This is a genomic window from Rhodococcus sp. 3258 (assembly GCF_031456475.1).
Lineage (GTDB): Bacteria > Actinomycetota > Actinomycetes > Mycobacteriales > Mycobacteriaceae > Rhodococcoides > Rhodococcoides fascians.
The window spans coordinates 290,526-310,022 of record NZ_JAVDUT010000001.1 but is presented as its reverse complement, the minus strand read 5'-3'; the positions used below and the strand labels follow the sequence as shown (position 1 = coordinate 310,022).

The 19,497-nt window shown below is 64.3% G+C and carries 19 protein-coding genes and 1 pseudogene; 13 read left to right on the top strand and 7 right to left on the bottom strand.

Annotation, left to right across the window (positions count from 1 at the left end; genetic code table 11):
* Positions 1 to 2: 2 nt before the first annotated feature.
* The 4 genes from J2X62_RS01355 to J2X62_RS01340 all read right to left on the bottom strand — a co-directional run bounded on the left by J2X62_RS01355 (position 3) and on the right by J2X62_RS01340 (position 2,860).
* Positions 3 to 173, bottom strand: a complete 171-nt coding sequence (locus J2X62_RS01355; protein WP_008718579.1) for a CsbD family protein — start codon at positions 171 to 173, stop codon at positions 3 to 5.
* 114 nt (positions 174 to 287) lie between these two features.
* A complete protein-coding gene (locus J2X62_RS01350) occupies positions 288 to 1,094 on the bottom strand; it encodes a transglutaminase family protein (RefSeq protein ID WP_027496193.1) in 807 nt (268 codons plus the stop codon).
* Positions 1,095 to 1,178: 84 nt separating this feature from the next.
* On the bottom strand, positions 1,179 to 2,198 hold the full coding sequence (locus tag J2X62_RS01345; protein WP_310176489.1) for an LLM class flavin-dependent oxidoreductase: 1,020 nt from the start codon (positions 2,196 to 2,198) through the stop codon (positions 1,179 to 1,181).
* A gap of 80 nt (positions 2,199 to 2,278) precedes the next feature.
* On the bottom strand, positions 2,279 to 2,860 hold the full coding sequence (locus tag J2X62_RS01340) for a TetR/AcrR family transcriptional regulator (protein WP_230074079.1): 582 nt from the start codon (positions 2,858 to 2,860) through the stop codon (positions 2,279 to 2,281).
* A 93-nt stretch (positions 2,861 to 2,953) separates the two neighbouring features.
* On the opposite strand from J2X62_RS01340, the gene J2X62_RS01335 reads away from it, so the two are divergent.
* From J2X62_RS01335 to J2X62_RS01285, 11 genes and pseudogenes are all read left to right on the top strand, one after another.
* Positions 2,954 to 4,096, top strand: a complete 1,143-nt coding sequence (locus J2X62_RS01335; RefSeq protein WP_032383940.1) for an acyl-CoA dehydrogenase family protein — start codon at positions 2,954 to 2,956, stop codon at positions 4,094 to 4,096.
* Between the two features lie 43 nt (positions 4,097 to 4,139).
* Positions 4,140 to 5,750, top strand: coding sequence for an acyl-CoA carboxylase subunit beta (locus J2X62_RS01330; protein WP_045842009.1), 1,611 nt, complete (start codon positions 4,140 to 4,142; stop codon positions 5,748 to 5,750).
* A 23-nt stretch (positions 5,751 to 5,773) separates the two neighbouring features.
* Entirely contained in the window at positions 5,774 to 5,998 is a 225-nt protein-coding gene (locus tag J2X62_RS01325; protein ID WP_228139177.1) for an acyl-CoA carboxylase epsilon subunit, read from the top strand.
* A 14-nt stretch (positions 5,999 to 6,012) separates the two neighbouring features.
* Positions 6,013 to 7,809: an acetyl/propionyl/methylcrotonyl-CoA carboxylase subunit alpha gene (locus tag J2X62_RS01320; RefSeq protein WP_094718665.1), complete on the top strand. Its 1,797-nt coding sequence runs from the start codon at positions 6,013 to 6,015 to the stop codon at positions 7,807 to 7,809.
* Positions 7,810 to 7,823: 14 nt separating this feature from the next.
* Complete coding sequence (locus J2X62_RS01315) at positions 7,824 to 8,288, top strand: MarR family winged helix-turn-helix transcriptional regulator (RefSeq protein ID WP_051365075.1); 465 nt, start codon at positions 7,824 to 7,826, stop codon at positions 8,286 to 8,288.
* Between the two features lie 164 nt (positions 8,289 to 8,452).
* A pseudogene (locus tag J2X62_RS01310) lies at positions 8,453 to 10,607 on the top strand (MMPL family transporter).
* Positions 10,608 to 10,649: 42 nt separating this feature from the next.
* A complete protein-coding gene (locus tag J2X62_RS01305; protein WP_032391145.1) occupies positions 10,650 to 11,069 on the top strand; it encodes a DUF302 domain-containing protein in 420 nt (139 codons plus the stop codon).
* 52 nt (positions 11,070 to 11,121) lie between these two features.
* Entirely contained in the window at positions 11,122 to 11,391 is a 270-nt protein-coding gene (locus J2X62_RS01300; RefSeq protein ID WP_032366273.1) for a metal-sensitive transcriptional regulator, read from the top strand.
* A gap of 128 nt (positions 11,392 to 11,519) precedes the next feature.
* Positions 11,520 to 11,999 carry a Fur family transcriptional regulator gene (locus J2X62_RS01295; protein WP_032366272.1) on the top strand — a complete coding sequence of 160 codons (480 nt, stop codon included), beginning with the start codon at positions 11,520 to 11,522 and terminating at the stop codon, positions 11,997 to 11,999.
* A 75-nt stretch (positions 12,000 to 12,074) separates the two neighbouring features.
* Positions 12,075 to 14,270: a catalase/peroxidase HPI gene (katG, locus tag J2X62_RS01290; protein ID WP_072692110.1), complete on the top strand. Its 2,196-nt coding sequence runs from the start codon at positions 12,075 to 12,077 to the stop codon at positions 14,268 to 14,270.
* 165 nt (positions 14,271 to 14,435) lie between these two features.
* On the top strand, positions 14,436 to 14,579 hold the full coding sequence (locus J2X62_RS01285; protein ID WP_155288482.1) for a hypothetical protein: 144 nt from the start codon (positions 14,436 to 14,438) through the stop codon (positions 14,577 to 14,579).
* Between the two features lie 3 nt (positions 14,580 to 14,582).
* On the opposite strand, the gene J2X62_RS01280 is transcribed toward J2X62_RS01285, so the two are convergent.
* Entirely contained in the window at positions 14,583 to 15,581 is a 999-nt protein-coding gene (locus J2X62_RS01280; protein ID WP_310176459.1) for a fumarylacetoacetate hydrolase family protein, read from the bottom strand.
* A gap of 106 nt (positions 15,582 to 15,687) precedes the next feature.
* Between J2X62_RS01280 and glsA the strand changes: the two genes are divergently transcribed.
* Positions 15,688 to 16,896 (top strand): glutaminase A, encoded by a 1,209-nt coding sequence (gene glsA / locus J2X62_RS01275; RefSeq protein WP_032391143.1) that lies wholly within the window; start codon positions 15,688 to 15,690, stop codon positions 16,894 to 16,896.
* A gap of 25 nt (positions 16,897 to 16,921) precedes the next feature.
* On the opposite strand, the gene J2X62_RS01270 is transcribed toward glsA, so the two are convergent.
* Together J2X62_RS01270 and J2X62_RS01265 are read right to left on the bottom strand one after the other, a co-directional pair.
* The gene (locus J2X62_RS01270; RefSeq protein ID WP_057474290.1) at positions 16,922 to 18,103 is read right to left on the bottom strand and encodes an NAD(P)/FAD-dependent oxidoreductase; all 1,182 of its coding nucleotides are present in this window, start codon (positions 18,101 to 18,103) and stop codon (positions 16,922 to 16,924) included.
* A gap of 8 nt (positions 18,104 to 18,111) precedes the next feature.
* Entirely contained in the window at positions 18,112 to 18,579 is a 468-nt protein-coding gene (locus J2X62_RS01265; RefSeq protein ID WP_032390143.1) for a hypothetical protein, read from the bottom strand.
* A 202-nt stretch (positions 18,580 to 18,781) separates the two neighbouring features.
* On the opposite strand from J2X62_RS01265, the gene J2X62_RS01260 reads away from it, so the two are divergent.
* The gene (locus J2X62_RS01260; RefSeq protein ID WP_310176453.1) at positions 18,782 to 19,468 is read left to right on the top strand and encodes a HemK2/MTQ2 family protein methyltransferase; all 687 of its coding nucleotides are present in this window, start codon (positions 18,782 to 18,784) and stop codon (positions 19,466 to 19,468) included.
* Positions 19,469 to 19,497: the final 29 nt, after the last annotated feature.

The following is a 19,497-nucleotide window of genomic DNA, read 5'->3' as shown; positions in this document are numbered from 1 at the left end:
GGTTACTTGAAGGTGTCCTTGATGTTCTCGCCGACCTTCTTGACGCCGGCCGAACCCTGATCCTTCTTGCCCTCGGCTTCGAGGTCCTTGTTGTCGGTTGCGTCGCCGACAACTTCCTTCGCCTTGCCGATGGCGTCTTCTGCTGCGTTCTTGGCCTTGTCGATGAAGCTCATGGTGTGCACCTTTCGGGTGGCTGTGATTGTTGGTAACGGATAGATAGTCGGTTTTCGAGGCCGAAAGCAAACGTCGCAGGAAAGTGATCTGCATCACTCGAGCGACCGCGGCGGTCAGGTGAGGGAGACCAGCTCAGTGATGTCGTCGTGCGGGAGTTCGCCGTCGACCACGGCTGTGACGACGGAGCTGTTCAGCGTGATGGCACCCTTGTGGTTGTCCAGGAATGCGGTATCGGCGGCATCGCGGCCTACCGAAATGCGAACCAGAGTGGACCGCGGTGCCAGACACGTGGCGTCGACGACACGCCACTGGCCGCCGACGAACGCCTCGGCGACGGCATGGAAATCCATCGGATCGCATCCGGGCGCGTACACGGCCACGAGGCGGGCAGGAACATTGACAGCGCGGAGCATCGCGACGACCAGATGCGAGTAGTCGCGGCACACTCCCTGGCCTGCTAGCAGCGTGTCGACGGCTCCGTCGATCGGATCACTGCTTCCTGGAACGTAATTCAGGCGTGCGCCCACCCAGGCGGAGATCTTGGCCAGCAGTTCCTCGGAATCGGCGTAGTCGCCGAATTCTGTTGCGGCGAAACCGTAGAACTTGTCTGCTTCGGCGTAGCGGCTGGGCCGAAGGTAGAGCGACATGTCGTAGTCGGTGACGGGGGCCGGGGTGGTGTTGCCCAGGATGGTGGCGTCGTACGAGACCTGTAAGTTGCCGACGTCGGCGGGCATGACGTGAATGCGGTTGCCGTGCGGTCCGCTGACCTCCTTCGCCTCGACGGGATTACCGTCGAGAACGAAGGAGAGCGATTCGGTGACCGTCGTACCGGGGTGCGGTGCGATGGCGATCTGGAATTCGAGAGTGGTGGCGGCGGTGATGTCTACATCGAGGCGCGCGGATACGTCGCGTTTGAGCATGAGGACTCCTGGCAGGTGGGGGCGGGTGAACCTGCTGCCAGTACCCGTATCCGCCGAAACCAATCGCCCCTGGTCACCGAGTGATCAACGCCACCCCAGTGCTGGGGCCACGTCGCGCAGCAGCGTCTCCAGAACGTGTGCGCAGTACTCCACACCCAACTGGTTCGGGACGGTGAGCAGCAGAGTATCCGCGGCGGCGATCGCCTCGTCCGCTGCCAGTTCTTCGATCAGCCGATCGGGCTCACCCGCGTAGGTCTTGCCGAAACGAGCCTTGCCGCCGTCGAGGTAGCCGACTTGGTCGTCACCGCTGCCCTCTCGGCCGAAGTAGGCGCGGTCGAGATCGTTGACGATCGGAAAGATGCTGCGGCTCACGGATGTTCGAGGAGCGAAGTCGTGGCCCGCGTCGCTCCACGTCTTGTGGAAGCGTTCGATCTGTTCGGCTTGCAACTGATGGAAAGGCACCCCGGTGTCTTCGCTGAGAAGTGTGGAGCTCATCAGATTCATACCCTGGCGCGCCGTCCACTCGGCCGTCTCGCGGGTGCCTGCGCCCCACCAGATGCGTTGGCGCAGACCCGGTGCGTGAGGTTCGAGGCGCAGCAGGCCAGGCGGGTTGGGGAACATCGGCCGCGGGTTCGGCTGAGCGAAGCCCGTGCCTTCCAGCAGATCGAGGTAGATGCGGGTGTGTTCGCGAGCCATGTCTGCGTGGTCGGAGCCCTCCGCGGGGGAGTATCCGAAGTGGCGGTACCCCTCGATGACCTGTTCGGGCGATCCCCGGCTCACGCCGAGTTGCAACCGCCCGCCCGAGATGAGGTCGGCAGAGCCGGAATCCTCGGCCATGTAGAAGGGATTCTCGTACCGCATGTCGATGACGCCGGTACCGATTTCGATGGTGCTCGTCCTGGCTCCGACGGCGGCGAGCAGCGGAAACGGCGACGACAGCTGGTTGGCGAAGTGATGGACGCGGTAGTACGCACCATCGGCTCCCAGTTCCTCGGCCGCGACCGCGAGGTCGATCGACTGCAACAGCACATCCGATGCCGATCGGGTCTGCGACTGCGGGGACGGTGACCAGTGTCCGAAGGACAGAAATCCGATCTTCTTCATCGTGTGCTCTTTCGTTGAAGGATCAACTATGTTCGTACGACTCAGCGCACAGCCGGGTCGATTCATTCCCGGTGCCGGAACTACGCCCCGATACCCGCCGTCAACAACTTCGCCAGCTCGAGGTAGGCATCGCCGTCACTCAGACCGGTCAGGCGGAACACCTCGCGCGTCTGGATGCGCACCATGACCGAGGATGCGACGTCACCGACGAAGGCCGCATGGACGTCGCGTACCTCGCCACTCGCCACACCCTCGCTGATCAGCTCCTGGACCCGTCGTGCCGCGATTGCGGTGTTGCGTTCGTACACCGAACGGGCCGATTCGAGCGACGCGAGATCGGTCATGAATTGCTCGGACGCAGATTCCAGAGCGGCACCGACTGCGGTGAGATACGTGGTGATGCGGTTGCGGGTTCCGTCGACCTCGGCGACCGCATTCTCGACCTGGGTGGTCATGGACTTGAAGTAGTGCACGGTTGCGCCGCCCACCAGCTGATCCTTGCTCGACGCCAACGTGTACAAGGTGGATTTGGAGCAGCGGAGGCGAGCCGCGATGGTGTCGAGCGTCAGGTGAGCGAACCCCTCGGCCAGGAACAGGCTGACGAGTTGGTCGAACAATTCCGAACGGCGAGCCGTGGCATGCGAGGTCACGGGTGCGTTCACATCCAGGATGGTACTGCATCGTCTTGTGCAGTACTGTGCATCAGTACTGCGGATCATTCTTCAGTACTGATGCCGAACATCCCGGAGGTTCTAGTGCCCGTCGCTCGTCTGTTGCCCACCGCCGAAGCGCGCGACCTTCTCGCGCTGACCCGCGATGTGGCAGACAAGGTGCTCGACCCGATCGTCGACGAACACGAGCGCAACGAGACCTATCCGACGGGAGTGTTCGCCACTCTCGGCGAAGCCGGACTGTTGAGCCTGCCGTACGCGGAGGAATGGGGCGGCGGAGGCCAACCGTACGAGGTGTACCTCCAAGTACTCGAGGAATTGGCATCACGATGGGCGGCCGTTGCAGTCGCGGTGAGCGTGCACGGTTTGGCCTGCTATCCCGTGATGGCGTTCGGTACCGATCAGCAGAAGGCCGACAAGCTTCCCGACATGCTCGGCGGATCGCAGATCGGTGCCTATTCGCTGTCCGAGGCGCAGGCCGGTTCCGACGCAGCGGCCCTCAGTTGCAAGGCGAGCGCGGCCGACGGTGGGTACACGGTCAACGGGTCCAAAGCATGGATCACCCACGGCGGTGTTGCTGATTTCTACAACCTGTTCGCCCGCACCGGCGAAGGCTCCAAAGGTATCTCGTGTTTCCTCGTTCCCGACGGGACCGAAGGCCTCAGTTTCGGCAAGCCCGAGGAGAAGATGGGGTTGCATGCGATCCCGACCACGTCGGCGCACTACGACAACGTGCACGTTCCCACCGAATGGCGCATCGGAGCGGAAGGCCAAGGACTGCAGATCGCCTTCAGTGCGTTGGATGCCGGAAGGCTCGGAATCGCCGCTGTCGCAGTAGGAATCGCCCAGGCTGCACTCGACGACGCCGTGAAGTACGCGCAGGAACGCACTGCGTTCGGCAAGAAGATCATCGACCATCAGGGTCTTGGGTTCGTGCTGGCGGACATGGCCGCCGCAGTCGACTCCGCACGCGCGACCTATCTCGACGCGGCTCGCCGTCGGGACGCCGGACTTCCGTACTCCCGCAACGCTTCTGTGGCCAAGCTGATCGCTACCGATGCGGCCATGAAGGTGACGACCGACGCCGTGCAGGTGTTCGGCGGGTACGGCTACACCAGAGACTTCCGCGTCGAGCGCTACATGCGCGACGCCAAGATCACGCAGATCTTCGAGGGCACGAACCAGATTCAGCGTCTCGTCATCGCCCGATCACTCGCGACCAACTGACCATCCGCACCTTGCTTTCCACACACACGTAGGGGACATCTGCATGACGACAACCGAACCCGATATCCATACCACTGCGGGTAAATTGGCCGATCTTCGTAAACGTCTGGGGGCTGCGGAGATGCCGTCGGGTGAGGCGGCGGTGGAGCGGGTCCACGCGAAGGGCAAGTTGACCGCGCGCGAGCGGATCACCGCCCTGCTCGACGAGGGCTCGTTCGTCGAACTCGATGCGTTGGCGCGGCACCGATCACAGAATTTCGGGTTGGGTGACAATCGCCCCTTCGGTGACGGTGTCGTCACCGGCTACGGCACCGTCGACGGCCGCGATGTGTGCGTGTTCTCCCAGGACGCGACCGTCTTCGGCGGCAGTTTGGGGGAGATCTACGGCGAGAAGATCGTCAAGGTGATGGACCTGGCGATCAAGACCGGACGGCCGTTGGTGGGCATCAACGAAGGTGCCGGGGCCCGCATCCAGGAAGGGGTGGTCTCCCTCGGGTTGTACGGGGAGATCTTCCACCGCAACGTCCGCGCCTCCGGGGTGATCCCGCAGATCTCGGTGATCATGGGCCCCGCCGCCGGCGGACACGTCTACTCCCCCGCCCTGACCGATTTCGTGGTCATGGTCGATGGCACCAGTCAGATGTTCGTCACCGGCCCCGATGTCATCAAGACCGTCACCGGGGAGAACGTGACGATGGAAGAGCTCGGTGGCGCGCACACCCACATGGAGAAGTCCGGTGTCGCGCACTACGTCGCGTCCGGGGAGCAGGACGCCCTCGACTACGTCCGCGACCTCCTGTCCTACCTCCCGTCGAACAATCGGGCCGATGCCCCGCGGACGGTGGCGTCGGATCCGATCGTCGGGGCGATCGAGGATTCGTTGACGGCGGAGGATCTCGAGCTCGACACGTTGATTCCGGATTCGCCGAACACTCCGTACGACATGCACGAGGTGATCCGCCGGATCCTCGACGACGACGAATTCCTCGAAGTCCAGGAGGGGCGGGCCCGCAACATCATCGTCGGGTTCGGGCGGATCGACGGCCGGTCGGTGGGGATCGTGGCCAATCAGCCCACCCAGTTCGCCGGCACCCTCGATATCGATGCCTCGGAGAAAGCAGCCCGGTTCGTCCGCACCTGTGATTGTTTCAACGTTCCGATCATCACCCTGGTCGATGTGCCGGGGTTCCTGCCCGGGACGGGCCAGGAATACAACGGCATCATCCGGCGGGGCGCGAAGTTGTTGTATGCCTACGGGGAGGCGACGGTCGGGAAGATCACCGTCATCACCCGTAAAGCCTATGGCGGGGCGTACGACGTGATGGGCTCCAAGCACATGGGTGCCGACGTCAATTTGGCGTGGCCGACGGCGCAGATCGCGGTGATGGGGGCCTCGGGTGCGGTCGGGTTCGTCTACCGCAAGCAGTTGCTCGAGGCCGCGAAGAACGGTGAGGACGTCGATGCATTGCGGCTGACGTTGCAGCAGCAGTACGAGGACACATTGGTCAACCCGTACGTCGCTGCCGAGCGCGGGTATCTCGATGCGGTCATCCCGCCCAGTCACACCCGCGGACAAATCGTGACCGCGTTGCGACTGCTCGAACGCAAACAAGTGACCCTGCCCCCGAAGAAACACGGAAACATCCCACTATGAGCGGCGAAGCGAATCATGACGCAGTGAGCGAAGCGAAATCTGCTGCTGCGTCGGATAGTTGGTCGTTTCGCGGAAGTCCGACGGACTCCGAGATCGCTGCTGTCGTTGCGGTTCTGACTGCCGCGCAGTCGTCGGTGGCCGAGGACGTGCCGGCCCCGATCGATCTGTGGGGTCGACCTGAAGATATGCATCGTTACGGACTCGCCAGTGCCCCAGCTCTTTTCGTCAATGCCCGATTCGGCCAGTGAAGGACTTCGCACAGATGACCACCTCTACCTCCCATAAGAAGATTTCCAAGGTTCTTGTTGCCAATCGTGGTGAGATCGCGGTTCGGGTGATCCGGGCGGCCGCTGATGCCGGGCTGGCCAGTGTCGCTGTGTACGCCGAACCCGACGCCGACGCACCGTTCGTCCGCCTGGCCGACGAAGCATTCGCACTCGGCGGACAAACCTCCGCGGAGTCGTACCTGGTGATCGACAAAATCTTGGACGCGGCCGCCAAATCCGGAGCCGACGCCATCCACCCCGGCTACGGATTCCTCTCCGAGAACGCCGACTTCGCCCAAGCCGTCATCGATGCAGGTCTGATCTGGATCGGACCGTCCCCGCAGTCCATCCGCGATCTCGGCGACAAGGTCACCGCCCGCCACATCGCCGCCCGCGCCAAAGCACCCTCGGTCCCCGGCACCTCCGAACCGGTCGAAGATGCCGACGAGATTTTGGCGTTCGTCGACGAACACGGCCTCCCGATCGCCATCAAGGCCGCGTTCGGTGGCGGCGGTCGCGGCATGAAAGTCGCGCGCACCCGCGAGGAAATCCCCGAACTGTTCGACTCCGCCACCCGCGAAGCCGTCGCAGCATTCGGGCGCGGGGAATGCTTCGTCGAACGCTACCTCGACAAACCACGCCACGTCGAAGCCCAGGTCATCGCCGACCAACACGGCAACGTCATCGTCGCCGGCACCCGCGACTGCTCCCTGCAACGCCGCTTCCAGAAACTCGTCGAAGAAGCCCCCGCCCCGTTCCTGACCGACGCCCAACGCAAAGAAATCCACTCCAGCGCCAAAGCCATCTGCCTCGAAGCCGGCTACTACGGCGCCGGGACCGTCGAATACCTCGTCGGCCAAGACGGCCTCGTCAGCTTCCTGGAGGTCAACACCCGCCTGCAGGTCGAGCACCCCGTCACCGAGGAAACCTCCGGCATCGACCTGGTGCTGCAGCAGTTCCGCATCGCCAACGGCGAAGAACTGACCATCACCGAAGATCCCGAACCGCGGGGGCATTCGTTCGAGTTCCGGATCAACGGCGAAGACGCCGGGCGTGGGTTCCTGCCCGCCCCCGGACCGGTCACCACCTTCACCGCCCCCTCCGGACCGGGAGTGCGCGTCGATTCCGGTGTCGAATCCGGCAGCGTGATCGGCGGCCAGTTCGATTCGATGCTCGCCAAACTGATCGTCACCGGAGCCACCCGCGAGGAAGCCCTCGCCCGCTCCCGCCGGGCGTTGGCCGAATTCACCGTCGACGGCTTGGCGACGGTGATCCCGTTCCACGCTGCGGTGGTCTCCGATCCCGCGTTCATCGGCGACGGCGACTCCTTCTCCGTGCACACCCGGTGGATCGAAACCGAATGGGACAACCAGGTTCCCCCGTTCACCGCCGGGCAACCGATCGACGACGACGAGGCCCTGCCCCGGCAGTCCGTCATCGTCGAGGTCGGGGGCCGACGCGTCGAGGTCTCCCTGCCGGGCGAGCTCACCCTCGGCGGTGGCAGCGGCGGAAATGCCGGTGCGGTACGGCGTAAGCCCAAGGCCCGCACCCGTGGCGGTGCCGGAGCCGGCGCAGCCTCCGGTGACTCGGTGACCGCGCCGATGCAGGGCACCGTGGTCAAAGTCGCCGTCGACGAAGGCCAGGAAGTCGCCGCCGGGGACCTCGTCGCTGTCCTGGAAGCGATGAAAATGGAAAACCCCGTCACCGCCCACAAAGCAGGCACCATCACCGGCCTGAGCGTCACCGCAGGCGACGCCATCACACAAGGCACCGTCCTCGCAGAAATCAAGTAGGGGAGTACCTTTCGATGACTGCCCTCGCTGAATCGTTCGACGGCGACACCTCTCCGGCGCATTCCACCGAGTTCGAGATCGTGTCCACGGTATTGCGGATGGCCTCGGCCGCCCGGGTGCGGTTGGCGGAGGCGCTCGATGCCCAGGGACTGAGCTGGGCACGGTACGAGGTACTCGAATTGGTTTGTCGGAGAGGGCCGTTGTCGTACAGCGCGCTCTCACGTGAATTGGTGCGACACCGAACCAGCATCACTGCGACAACTGCCAGTCTCGTCGACGCGGGCCTGTTGGTGCGCAGTGTCAATCCGCGAAATCGACAGCAGTACTTGGTCGACGCCACCGACTCGGGGTATCGCGCGGTGACACGTGCCGAACGTGCGCTCGAACGGGCTCGGTCGCGGATGGCGGTCGATGCAGATTCCGAACAGACACTCGAAGTGCTGCGCGGCATCGAGAAGCAGTGGAACAGGCGGCGCTGACCGACACGTCCTGGTTATGATCCGCCGACGGTGATGCAAGTACCCCTGGGGTGATACCCCCAGGGGTACTTGTATACCCCCTTGGGTATGTGAAATGGTGGGCACGTTCGATTGCTCGGGGTTTCGTCCGCCTCGATCGATACCCCCACCCGTATAGGAGAACCATGTCGCTGCGCGATGCCGAAATCCTTCGCCCACCTGACGACCTGCCCGCGAGAGGGCCGGGACTACTCGGCCGTGCGGGTGCGTCGATGGTGACCCACCGTCGTTGGGTGTTCGGCGTATGGCTCATCGCGCTGATCGGCCTCGGTTCGTTCGCGCCCTCGGTGTTCACCTCTCTGGCGGGAGCCGGGTGGCAGGCGAACGGATCCGAATCCGTACAGGTTCGAGAACTGGCCCAGCAGCATTTCGGTGGCAATTCGTCCGCAGCGGTGCAGGTGGTCGTTCACTCCGACGCAGCATCCATCACGGACCCCGCTGTTCGGGCAGTGATCGACGACGTGACCGAGGTGTTCTCCGGTGACTCCCGATTCGGAGACGTCGTTGCGCCGCAACCGAATATGACGATCAGCCCGGACGGCCGCACCGGCATCGTCATCGCCGGGGCGAACGGCACGACCGACGAGATGGTGAAGGCCGTCGACGATGTGAAGGAGCGGTTGACTGCGCTCTCGACCGACGGAATCGAGGTGTATCCCACCGGTTCGTCGGCCCTGTGGTCGGACTTCAACAAGGCGAACCACGACGCCATGATCCAAGCCGAACTGTTGTCGTGGCCGGTCACCTTGGCGATCATGGTGCTTGCCTTCGGTTCCCTCGTCGCGGCCGGTTTGCCGCTGCTGCTCACCGTCGCGGGGCTCGTTGCCTCCGCTGGTGGTCTGGTTCTGCTCAACGGTGTCACGCCGATCTCGTTGTGGGCCATGAACTTTGCAATGATGTTCGCCCTCGCGCTGGGAATCGACTACGCCCTGTTCATCGTCGCTCGATTCCGCGACGCGCTGCGGAACACCGACCCTCGGGCTGCCGTCGCCGCCACCATGGACACCGCAGGTAAGGCCGTCGTGTTGTCCGGGCTGACGGTGCTGGTGAGTCTGTCCGCAGTGCTGCTGGTCCCCGCGCCGGCGGTGCGCACGATGGCCGTCGGGATCATGTTGGCTGTCGCCTTCGTGTTGCTGGCAACGATGACTCTGCTGCCTGCGGCATTGGGTGCGCTCGGACCCAAGGTCAACGCCGCTTCGTTGCCGTACGCCAAGCGTCAAGTGCATCGATCCCCAAGGTTCGCGGCATGGGGGGAGTTGCTGCACAAGCACCCGTGGCCGTTCGCGGTCGTGTCGGTGGGGATTCTGATTGCGCTCGCCCTGCCGGTGCTCGGGCTGAAGGTGGCAATGCCGTCGATAGCAGTGGTGCCCGAGGATGCCCCCGTGCGGCAGGGTTACGAGCTCGTTCAGGACCGGTTCGGACCGGGCGCACCGGGTTCGCTGCAGATCGTGGTTCCCGAAGTGGATGCTGCCGAGACCGCAACCGTCGCTGCGCGGGTCGACGGGATCTCGATGGTGACGCCGCCGCAGAGTGCGGCTGACGATATCGGGATATGCACTGCTGCAGGCAATTCCGTCGGTGGATCCGTCCGACGAAGCGATGGGCTCCGTTCTCGCCGAGCTGCGATCGACATTGCCCGATTCGGCACTCGTCGGCGGAGCACCGGCAGAGAACCTGGACCTGCAGCAGGCTTTGAACGACTATCTGCCGATAGTCGTCGGGATCATCCTGGTTCTCGGATTCGTGCTGCTGCTGGTGGCGCTTCAGGCTCCGCTCATCGCGTTGCTCGGTACCGCGGTGAGCCTGCTGTCCACCGCGGCGGCGTTCGGCGTCGCCAAGCTGATCTTCCAGGACGGACACGGATCCTCGCTGCTGGGCTTCACGCCGCAGGGATTTCTCGACGGTTGGGGCCCGGTGTTCTTCTTCGCGATGATCTTCGCCATCGCCATGGACTACACGGTGTTCCTCCTGGCTACCGCCAAGGAACATTACGAGCGCTCCGGTGATTCCAAGGTTGCCCAGGTCGACGGGTTGGCCCACTCGGGACGAGTCATCTTTGCCGCAGCAGCGGTGATGGTGGCAGTGTTCTTCACATTCGCACTGTCGGATCCGTTGCCCCCGAAAGAGATGGGCATCATCCTGGGTGTTGCGGTACTGCTCGACGCGTTCCTGGTTCGACTCGTCCTGCTTCCGGTTCTGCTACGGCTGACCGGATACGGCGCGTGGTGGTCGCCGGCATGGCTACGTGCCGTCCTGCCCTCCATCCGCTTTTCACACTGAATCGACAGCTCTCACTGACACCACAATTTTCGAGGAGACATCATGAACATCGCACTGTCCACCACACTGACCGACACCGATTTCGCCGACGCGATCGAGAGCACGAGAAAGGCGTTGTCGGAGCAGGGATTCGGAGTTCTCACCGAAATCGACATGCAGGCCACGTTGAAGGCCAAGCTCGACGAGGACATGGAGCGCTACGTGATCCTGGGCGCGTGCAACCCGGGACTGGCTCACCGCGCAGTGGGGGTGATGAGGCAGATCGGTCTGCTGTTGCCGTGCAATGTGGTCGTGCGTGAGAACCCGGCGGCGGCGCGGTCCGTCGTCGTCGAGGCCATGAACCCGGCCATCATGGTCGAGGTCACCGGTGAGCCGCGGTTGGGTGCGGTCGCCGCCGAGGCCACGGCGAAACTGCAGGCGGCAATCGCGGCCCTCGGCGGTACCGGTACCACGCCGCAATGATGCCCCCGGGGGTACCCTCGAGTTCACTGCTACCACCATCGAAGGAATCGACATGATCGGCGACGAAGACAGCATTGCACTGGTACTCAACCGGCTCAAGCGTGCGCACGGCCAACTTGCGGGTGTCATCGGGATGATCGAGAACGGTCGTGATTGCAAGGACGTCGTCACCCAGCTCGCTGCCGTGTCGCGGGCGCTCGACCGTGCCGGGTTCAAGATCGTGGCAACCGGCCTTCGGGAGTGCATGACGGGGGATGCTGCTGACGGTAGGGAACCGATGACCGAGGCCGAGCTCGAAAAGTTGTTCCTGGCTCTGGCCTGAGCCGCCGGCCGAACTCCGGACGAACGGCATGTGTCGGGTTGCGGTCGATACCGAGTTGCAGTCGACAAGCAGCGGATTCGACTGCATACTTGACTTGGTCCAGAAAACCGGAGGATACTGACGCCGTGATGCCGATCTCACCCTATGCGGAGCAATTACGCACCGCCGATTTGCGCGTGACCCGTCCGCGGGTCACCGTGCTCGAGGTCGTCGAAACCAATCCGCATGCGGACACCGACACGATTCTCGGACTCGTCCGATCGGTGCTCCCCGAGGTATCACGCCAGACGGTGTACGACGTTCTCAATGCCCTGACCGCTGCGCGCCTGGTGCGTCGCATCGAGCCCGCGGGATCTCCCGCACGATACGAATCTCGGGTCGGGGACAACCATCACCACGCTGTGTGCCGCAACTGCGGCGTGATCGCAGACGTGGATTGCGCGGTGGGCGAGACGCCGTGTCTCACCGCATCGGACTCCGTCGGTTTCACGATCGACGAGGCAGAGGTCATCTACTGGGGCTTCTGCGCACAGTGTTCGGCTGCTCGCGAGCAGCCGGCAGTTCCCGTTCAGTTCCCTCCCCGGTCTCGAACACAGCAGAGTTCGTGACCACCGATCACAGCCCGATCGTCACACCTTGGAAGGAAGCACGTGTCTGAAGATCACGTAACACGCGAAAAAGAGATGAACGAGGATCAGCCGCAGGAGAGCGGTGGCAAGTGTCCGGTCATGCACGACGCGATGCCCACGCCTGTCGAAGGCGGCGGCAACCGCGAGTGGTGGCCCAAGGCGCTCAATCTCAAGATCCTCAAGAAGAACCCGGCCGTGGGCGATCCGATGGGTGCGGATTACGACTACGCCGCCGAGTTCAATTCTCTCGATCTCGCCGAGGTCAAGCGTGACATCGAAGCCGTGATGACGAACTCGCAGCCGTGGTGGCCCGCGGACTTCGGGCACTACGGTCCGTTCTTCATCCGCATGGCGTGGCACGCGGCCGGAACTTACCGCAAGCAGGACGGTCGCGGCGGTGCCGGAGCCGGCATGCAGCGATTCGCTCCCCTCAACAGCTGGCCCGACAACGCAAGCCTGGACAAGGCCCGCCGTCTGATCTGGCCGGTCAAGCAGAAGTACGGCCGCAAACTGTCCTGGGCCGACCTCATCGTGCTCACCGGCAACGTCGCCATCGAGTCCATGGGCCTGCCGACCTACGGCTACGCCGGCGGACGCGTCGACGCCTGGGAGCCGGACGAGGACGTCTACTGGGGCCCCGAGCAGACCTGGTTGGGCGACGAGCGCTACCACGGTGACCGCACGAGCCTCGAGAACCCGCTGGCCGCAGTGCAGATGGGCTTGATCTACGTCAATCCCGAAGGCCCCAACGGCAATCCGGATCCCGTGCAGTCCGCACTGGACATCCGCGAGACCTTCGGCCGCATGGCCATGAACGACATCGAGACCGCGGCACTCGCGGTCGGTGGACACACCTTCGGCAAGACCCACGGCGCAGCCGACCCCGATGCCCACATCGGACCGGAGCCCGAGGGCGCGCCCATCGAGCAGATGGGCCTGGGCTGGAAGAACAGCTTCGGCACCGGCTCGGGCGCCGACGCGATCACCAGCGGACTCGAGGTCATCTGGACCCCGACGCCGACCCAGTGGGACAACTCGTTCCTCGAAACCCTCTACGGCTTCGAGTGGGAGCTCTACAAGAGCCCGGGCGGCGCACACCAGTGGCGTCCGAAGAACGGAGAAGGCGCGGATCTCGTTCCCGACCCGGCGGATCCGTCCAAGCGTCGGCACCCGTCGATGCTGACCTCCGACATCGCGATGCGCGTCGATCCGATCTACGAGCAGATCACCCGTCGTTGGCTCGATCATCCCGAGGAGCTCGCAGAAGAGTTCCAGAAGGCGTGGTTCAAGCTCACCCACCGCGACATGGGACCGGTCTCGCGTTACCTCGGCCCCGAGGTTCCGGCGGAGCCCCTGCTCTGGCAGGACCCGATCCCGGCCGTCGATCACGAGCTGATCGGTGACGCGCAGATCGCCGAGCTCAAGCAGACCATCCTCGGTTCCGAACTCAGCCAGGATCAGCTGATCTCGGCTGCGTGGGCGGCGGCATCGTCGTTCCGCGTCAGCGACAAGCGCGGCGGTGCCAACGGTGGCCGTCTGCGCCTGCAGCCGCAGGCCGGCTGGGAGGTCAACGAGCCCGACGAGATCGCACAGGTCATCCGCGTTCTCGAAGGCATTCAGCAGTCGTTCTCCGGAACGGTATCGTTCGCGGACCTCGTCGTCCTCGGCGGTGTCGCAGCCGTCGAGCAGGCCGCCAAGAACGCAGGCGTCGACATCACCGTCCCGTTCACCCCGGGCCGGATGGATGCGACGCAGGAGAAGACGGACGTCGACTCGTTCTCCGATCTCGAGCCCAAGGTGGACGGCTTCCGCAACTTCCTGGGCAAGGGCCAGAAGCTGCCCGCCGAGTTCAACCTGGTCGATCGGGCCAACCTGCTCTCGCTCAGTGCACCGGAGATGACCGTGCTGGTCGGCGGTCTGCGTGTACTCGGCGCGAACTACAAGGGGTCGACGCACGGCGTCCTCACCGACAAGGTCGGCACGCTCACCAACGACTTCTTCGTCAACCTCCTCGACATGGGCACCGAATGGGTTCCCACCGCGGAGGACGGCATCTACGAGGCCAAGGACGCCGCTACCGGCGAGAAGAAGTGGACCGGAACACGTAACGATCTGGTCTTCGGCTCGAACTCCGAATTGCGCGCTCTCGCAGAGGTTTACGCTTGCGATGACGCCAAGGAGAAGTTCGTGCGAGACTTCGTCGCGGCCTGGGACAAGGTCATGATGCTCGATCGCTTCGAGCTCGCCTAGTACTCACCGGCGCTGATGCGCCACCCGAACTCGAAGTTGTGGATGGAATACGAGCTGGATCCATCCACAGCTTCGAGTTCGTCGTTACCGGGCTGTTATCTTTCGATGCCGATTCGTGACTTTGCACCTGGATTTGTCGCAATGTCCGATTGTCATGCTGGTTGCATGACACAACAGGACGTATCCGCAGGCTCTGCGGACAACAACAGAGACGAAACACGTCAGAGTGCATCCGGTTTCGGGTCGTTCCTCGAGATGTTCCAGGACGCGTCGACCGACAAGTCGGACACCGAGCGCGGAATCCGATAGGACTCAGCGAGCACCGATGGTGTTGGTGACGGAGCCGATTCGTTCGATATCGAGTTCGACGCGGTCGCCCGGAGCGATCCACCGGTCGAGTTCGAGCCCACAACCGCGAGGCAGAGTGCCCGACGTCAGGAGCTCGCCGGGGTAAATGCTCTCGCCGCGACTCGCAAACGCCAGAGATTCACCCATGGAATAGCGCATCCCGGCAGTGCTGGTGGTCGACCAGAGTTCGCCGTTGACCCGGACGGTCGCGGCCAGCGAATCTATTTGCGCCGCAACCTCATCGGGGGTGACGATGTCTGCGCCCATCGAACTGGCGAAGGTCTTGGTCTTGACCACCGGTCCGAACGGAGTCCGGCGCTGCTCCTCCCACTGCGTGTCCCGCGCGCTGATGTCGTCGAAGACGACGTAACCGCCTATCGAAGCCTCGGCCTCCCGCTCGGATGCATCTCGGATCGGTCGGGTGACGACGGCACCGAATTCGAGCTCGAAATCGAGAACTCGGCTGTACGACGGCCACTCGACATCGGCCCCGTCGGCGACGACGGTCAGGTGGTTACCGGTGTAGTAGATCGGATGGTCGTCGAACCCCGGACCGGGACGCAGGGCCGGGAATGTTCGACGCGTCAGCATCTCGAATCCACGGATGAACGGGACGGCACGCGGTAGATTTCGCCGAACGAGGTTGTGTGCGGCCAGGTCCCAGTGCTCGTCCCAGCCCAGGAAGCAGCGCAGTGACGCGGGAACGACCGGAAGGGTCGGTGCCGGTCGGTCCATCGTCGCGACGCCCTCGTCGGCCGCCCGCCGCGCCACCGTCGTTGCGGCTTCACGTGCGGGTTCACCTGCATCGAGGAACCAAAGCATGGACCCGGTGAGCGGGTGCAGGATCTCGGGGGCACCCAGAGTCGAGACCGCAGCCTCGAGATCGATCCACGTGGTCGTGTCGGGCACGTGGACGGCAAGGCGGTCGGCGGAATCGGTGGAGGTCAAGCGTCGCAATCGCACGGGCGCGTCCGATCTGTGCGGAGCGATGCTCCACAACGGTTGAGGAACCCGGAGTGTAAACGGTGCCACGGTCGGCGTGTCAAGACCCGACGGTTAGCGTGGGGTGATGAGATCACCGGTGCCCGAGTATCTTCAGTCCGTCCTGACGGAGTGCCGACACCTCGACGATGGGGAAATGTCGAGCGGCAACCCGGAATTGGCGGCGGCCGATCCCGACACGTTCGCGGTTGCGCTCGCCACCGTCGGTGGGTCGCACTACGGGGCGGGCGATACCGACACCGAATTCTCCATCCAGTCGATCGCCAAAGCGGTGGCCTATGCGCTGGCCATCGAGGACAACGGGCTCGCAGCGGTGCTCGAGGCCGTCGACGTCGAACCGTCGGGTGATTCGTTCAACGAGATCTCGTTGGAGGCGCGGACCGGTCGACCTCGCAACCCTCTGATCAATGCCGGTGCGCTGGCGGTACATTCGATGATCGCGGGCAGTGACGGCGAAGAACGAGCGGGGCGGCTCATCGAGCTACTCGGAGCCATGGCCGGCCGTGAACTCCACATCGATCGGTCGGTGTACGAGGCCGAACTGGAATCCGACGATCGAAATACCGCGATCGCGCACCTGCTGAAGTCGGTCGGCCACCTCGGTGCGGAACCCGCGGTCGTCGTCGACGGGTATGCGCGCCAGTGCGCGGTGACGGTGACGTGCAACGATCTGGCCGTGATCGCCTCGGTGATGGCGAACGGCGGAACCGATCCGGCCACCGGCCGACAGGTCGTCGACCCCGCGGTCAACCGTCACGTTCTCGCTGTCATGGCAACCTGTGGGATGTACGACGGCAGCGGCAGTTGGATTGCGACAGTGGGCATTCCGGCCAAGAGTGGAGTCGCGGGAGCCATCATGGGCGTGCTCCCCGGTCAGGTGGGTGTTGCCGTGATCTCGCCCCGGTTGAACGAGCACGGAAACAGCGTCCGCGGGGTTGCGGTGTTCGAGAGGCTGTCACGCGACCTCGGTCTGCACATGATGCACGTCCCTCCCAGCGGCGAATCCGCCATTCGCACGCTGAGCGAATCCGACGGCGTCACCACCGTCGAACTGCAGGGCGAGCTGAGGTTCGCCGGTGCGGAATCCGTTGTCGCCCGTCTTGCGGCCGGCGTCCCGGACTGCGAGGAGATAGTCGTCGATTTCACCGAAGTGCGCGCCGTCGACGGCGCTGCACAGCGCCTCCTTCGAGAGGCTGTGAGCGGACTGGAAGACGACGGCTACCGCGTCGTCGTCGAGGATCCCGACGGGCTGATGAACGCCTCCCGCGACAGCTGACACACCTCGAACCAGACGGTCGGTGTCACAGTCTCCCGGCGAGAATCATGTGCCAGTAGGACTGCGGTAGGCCGTATCGGTCGAACGCCCACGCGGACCGTCTGGGTTTCAGGGGATCGAGAAACGAGGGTAGCGACGAGGCCAGTGCACCGGTGCGGTCGAACTCGGCAGCAATCAGAGTGTGTGCTTCGACAGCGATGGGTGCGACGGTGTACCCGTCGTAACTCGACATCGCTCCGCCGCTCCTGGATGCGACGAGATTGTCGACGAGAACCGAAATCTGTTTGCGTAGAGCGCCACCCGACGAGTCGGTGTCGATCGCTGCACCGTCGCCTGCAGCCCACACCTCGGGGTGGCGTCGGTGCCGCATCGTGCGGGAGTCGATGTCGACGACACCGTGCGGCTGCTCTCCTGCCAGACCGGACTCCTGTACCCACAATGGTCCGCGGTACGGCGGGACCAGGTGCAGCATGTCGTAGTCGATACGCTCGTCGACCCCGGCGTGATCGGTGACGGTGATGCGCTTGCTCTCCGGCTCGAGCGCCGTGACCGCCGTATCCATCACGACGCGCACACCCAGGTCTCGGAGGTGGCCGGCGAGCCGGGGGTCCAGGTCAGGGACACCGATCAGACTCTCACGATCGACGACCAACGTGATGTCGACGGTCGGTAGTCGTCCTGTGCGCTTCCAGTGGGCGGCCGCGAGAAACAGCGGCTTGACGGTGGTCCCGGTACACCCGACGGGCGGGCGCGGCACGGTGAACACGGCATGACTGTGTGCAGGCAGGTCACGGACCAGCCGCCATGTGCGCTCGGCCCGGTCGAGGTAGTTGCTGGCGACATCGGGAAAACGAAGTGCCGCATGCACACCCGGCAGAGCGGCTTCGTCGGCGATCAGGCCTTGCCCCAGCACGAGATCGCGGTAGCCGTACTCCATTCCCGACGCGCAGCGAACCGATCGTTCTGCCGGATCCACCGACACGACCGAATCTTCGAGCCACACACAGCCCTCGGGGGTCACCGAGCGTTGGGTCCGTTCGGCCTCGGTCAGCGGTGCCTGACCGGCACCGACGTACGACAACAGGGGCTTGTACGTGTGCACCTGCTTGGGCTCGATCACGGCGACGTCGGATACGCCCTTCTTCAGCAGTCGTGCGGCCGCGCTGATACCGGCATTGCCTCCACCGATGATCAGCACGTCGTACATGGTGCGGCTCACCGTGAATCGGCCGCCTGCGCTGTGACTTCGGTGCGGGCATCGGTTTCGGTGCGGGCTTCGGCGAGCGTGCGGTAGACGAACACGCGGTCCGAGACGCCGCTCGGGTCTGCGCCGTCGGGAAGCACGACGGAGAGTTTCTGCTGCCAGCGACCCTGGCGAATAGCGGTGGCGTCGAGCACGGAGCGAACTCCCGCCGCGACGAACGTGACGCGAGACAGATCGAGAATCAGAGCCCGGCCGCGCTCGGCGGCTTCCCCCAACGTCTCGGCCAGCACCGGAACGTCCACGTCGGTGATGGTGCCGGCAATGCGCACCTCGATGTCGTCGCCTGCGCTCTCGTCGACCGACACCGTCATCTCGGCCTCCGGGAGCGAGGAACGGGTACTCGAGGCACGGTCGTCGGCGGTGGAGAGCGATGGAACCACACCGGCGAGCGGAGTTCGAATGGACGGAACGACGATCATGGACAACTCCTCTGGAGCCGAACTCCTGAACCCGTGCAGGGGGAGTGCGGCAGTCGACTGCCGAGACTGCGGGCTGCTCCTCAACCACACACGTCCTAGCACTACCCCGAAGTGCGTGTCGGTAAGCCTGTTCCGAACAACCGGTTTGCGGGGCTTGGACGCGGGAATACGAATCCGACAATCCACGCTGGGAGGAATGTCCATGACGACAGCCGAATTCGATTCCGTCCGTTCGCTGGCACGAGTGCACGCCGATCCCGGAGTGTACGAGCCTCAGGAGGATTCACTTCTGCTGTGCGACGTCGCCGCAGATTCGGGGCTCGTGCCCGGAGCCCGTGTACTCGACATGTGTACCGGTAGCGGCGCAGTGGCCATCACCGCAGCACTGCTCGGTGCCCGCGAGGTGGTGGCCCTCGACATCTCTCCGCGTGCGGTTGCCTGTGCGCAGCGCAATGCCCGGTCGGTCGGAGTCGATGTGGATGTGCGGCTGGGGTCGTTCTCGGAGGCGACCGAGCTGGAGCCGTTCGACATTCTGCTGTGCAACCCTCCGTACGTTCCGTCGGAGACCGCGCCCACCGGCATGGGTTTGCACCGCGCCTGGGATGCGGGTGAGGACGGGCGAGTGGTGCTCGACCCTCTGTGCACGCGAGGCGCGGAACTGCTGGCACCCGGCGGTGTGCTGCTGGTGGTCCACTCGGAATTCTCGGGTCCGCAGCGAACACGGGAGATGCTGAATACTCACGGTTTCGGTGCATCGGAGGCGGCGTGCCGCACAATCGACTTCGGGCCCGTCATGACGGCTCGTGCCGAGTGGCTCGAGGCCAAGGGCGTGCTCGAATCAGGCCGCAGAACGGAAGAATTGGTGGTGTTGCGTGGCGACAAGCGATGAGTCGACGGGTGGTGACGCTGCACCTGCGC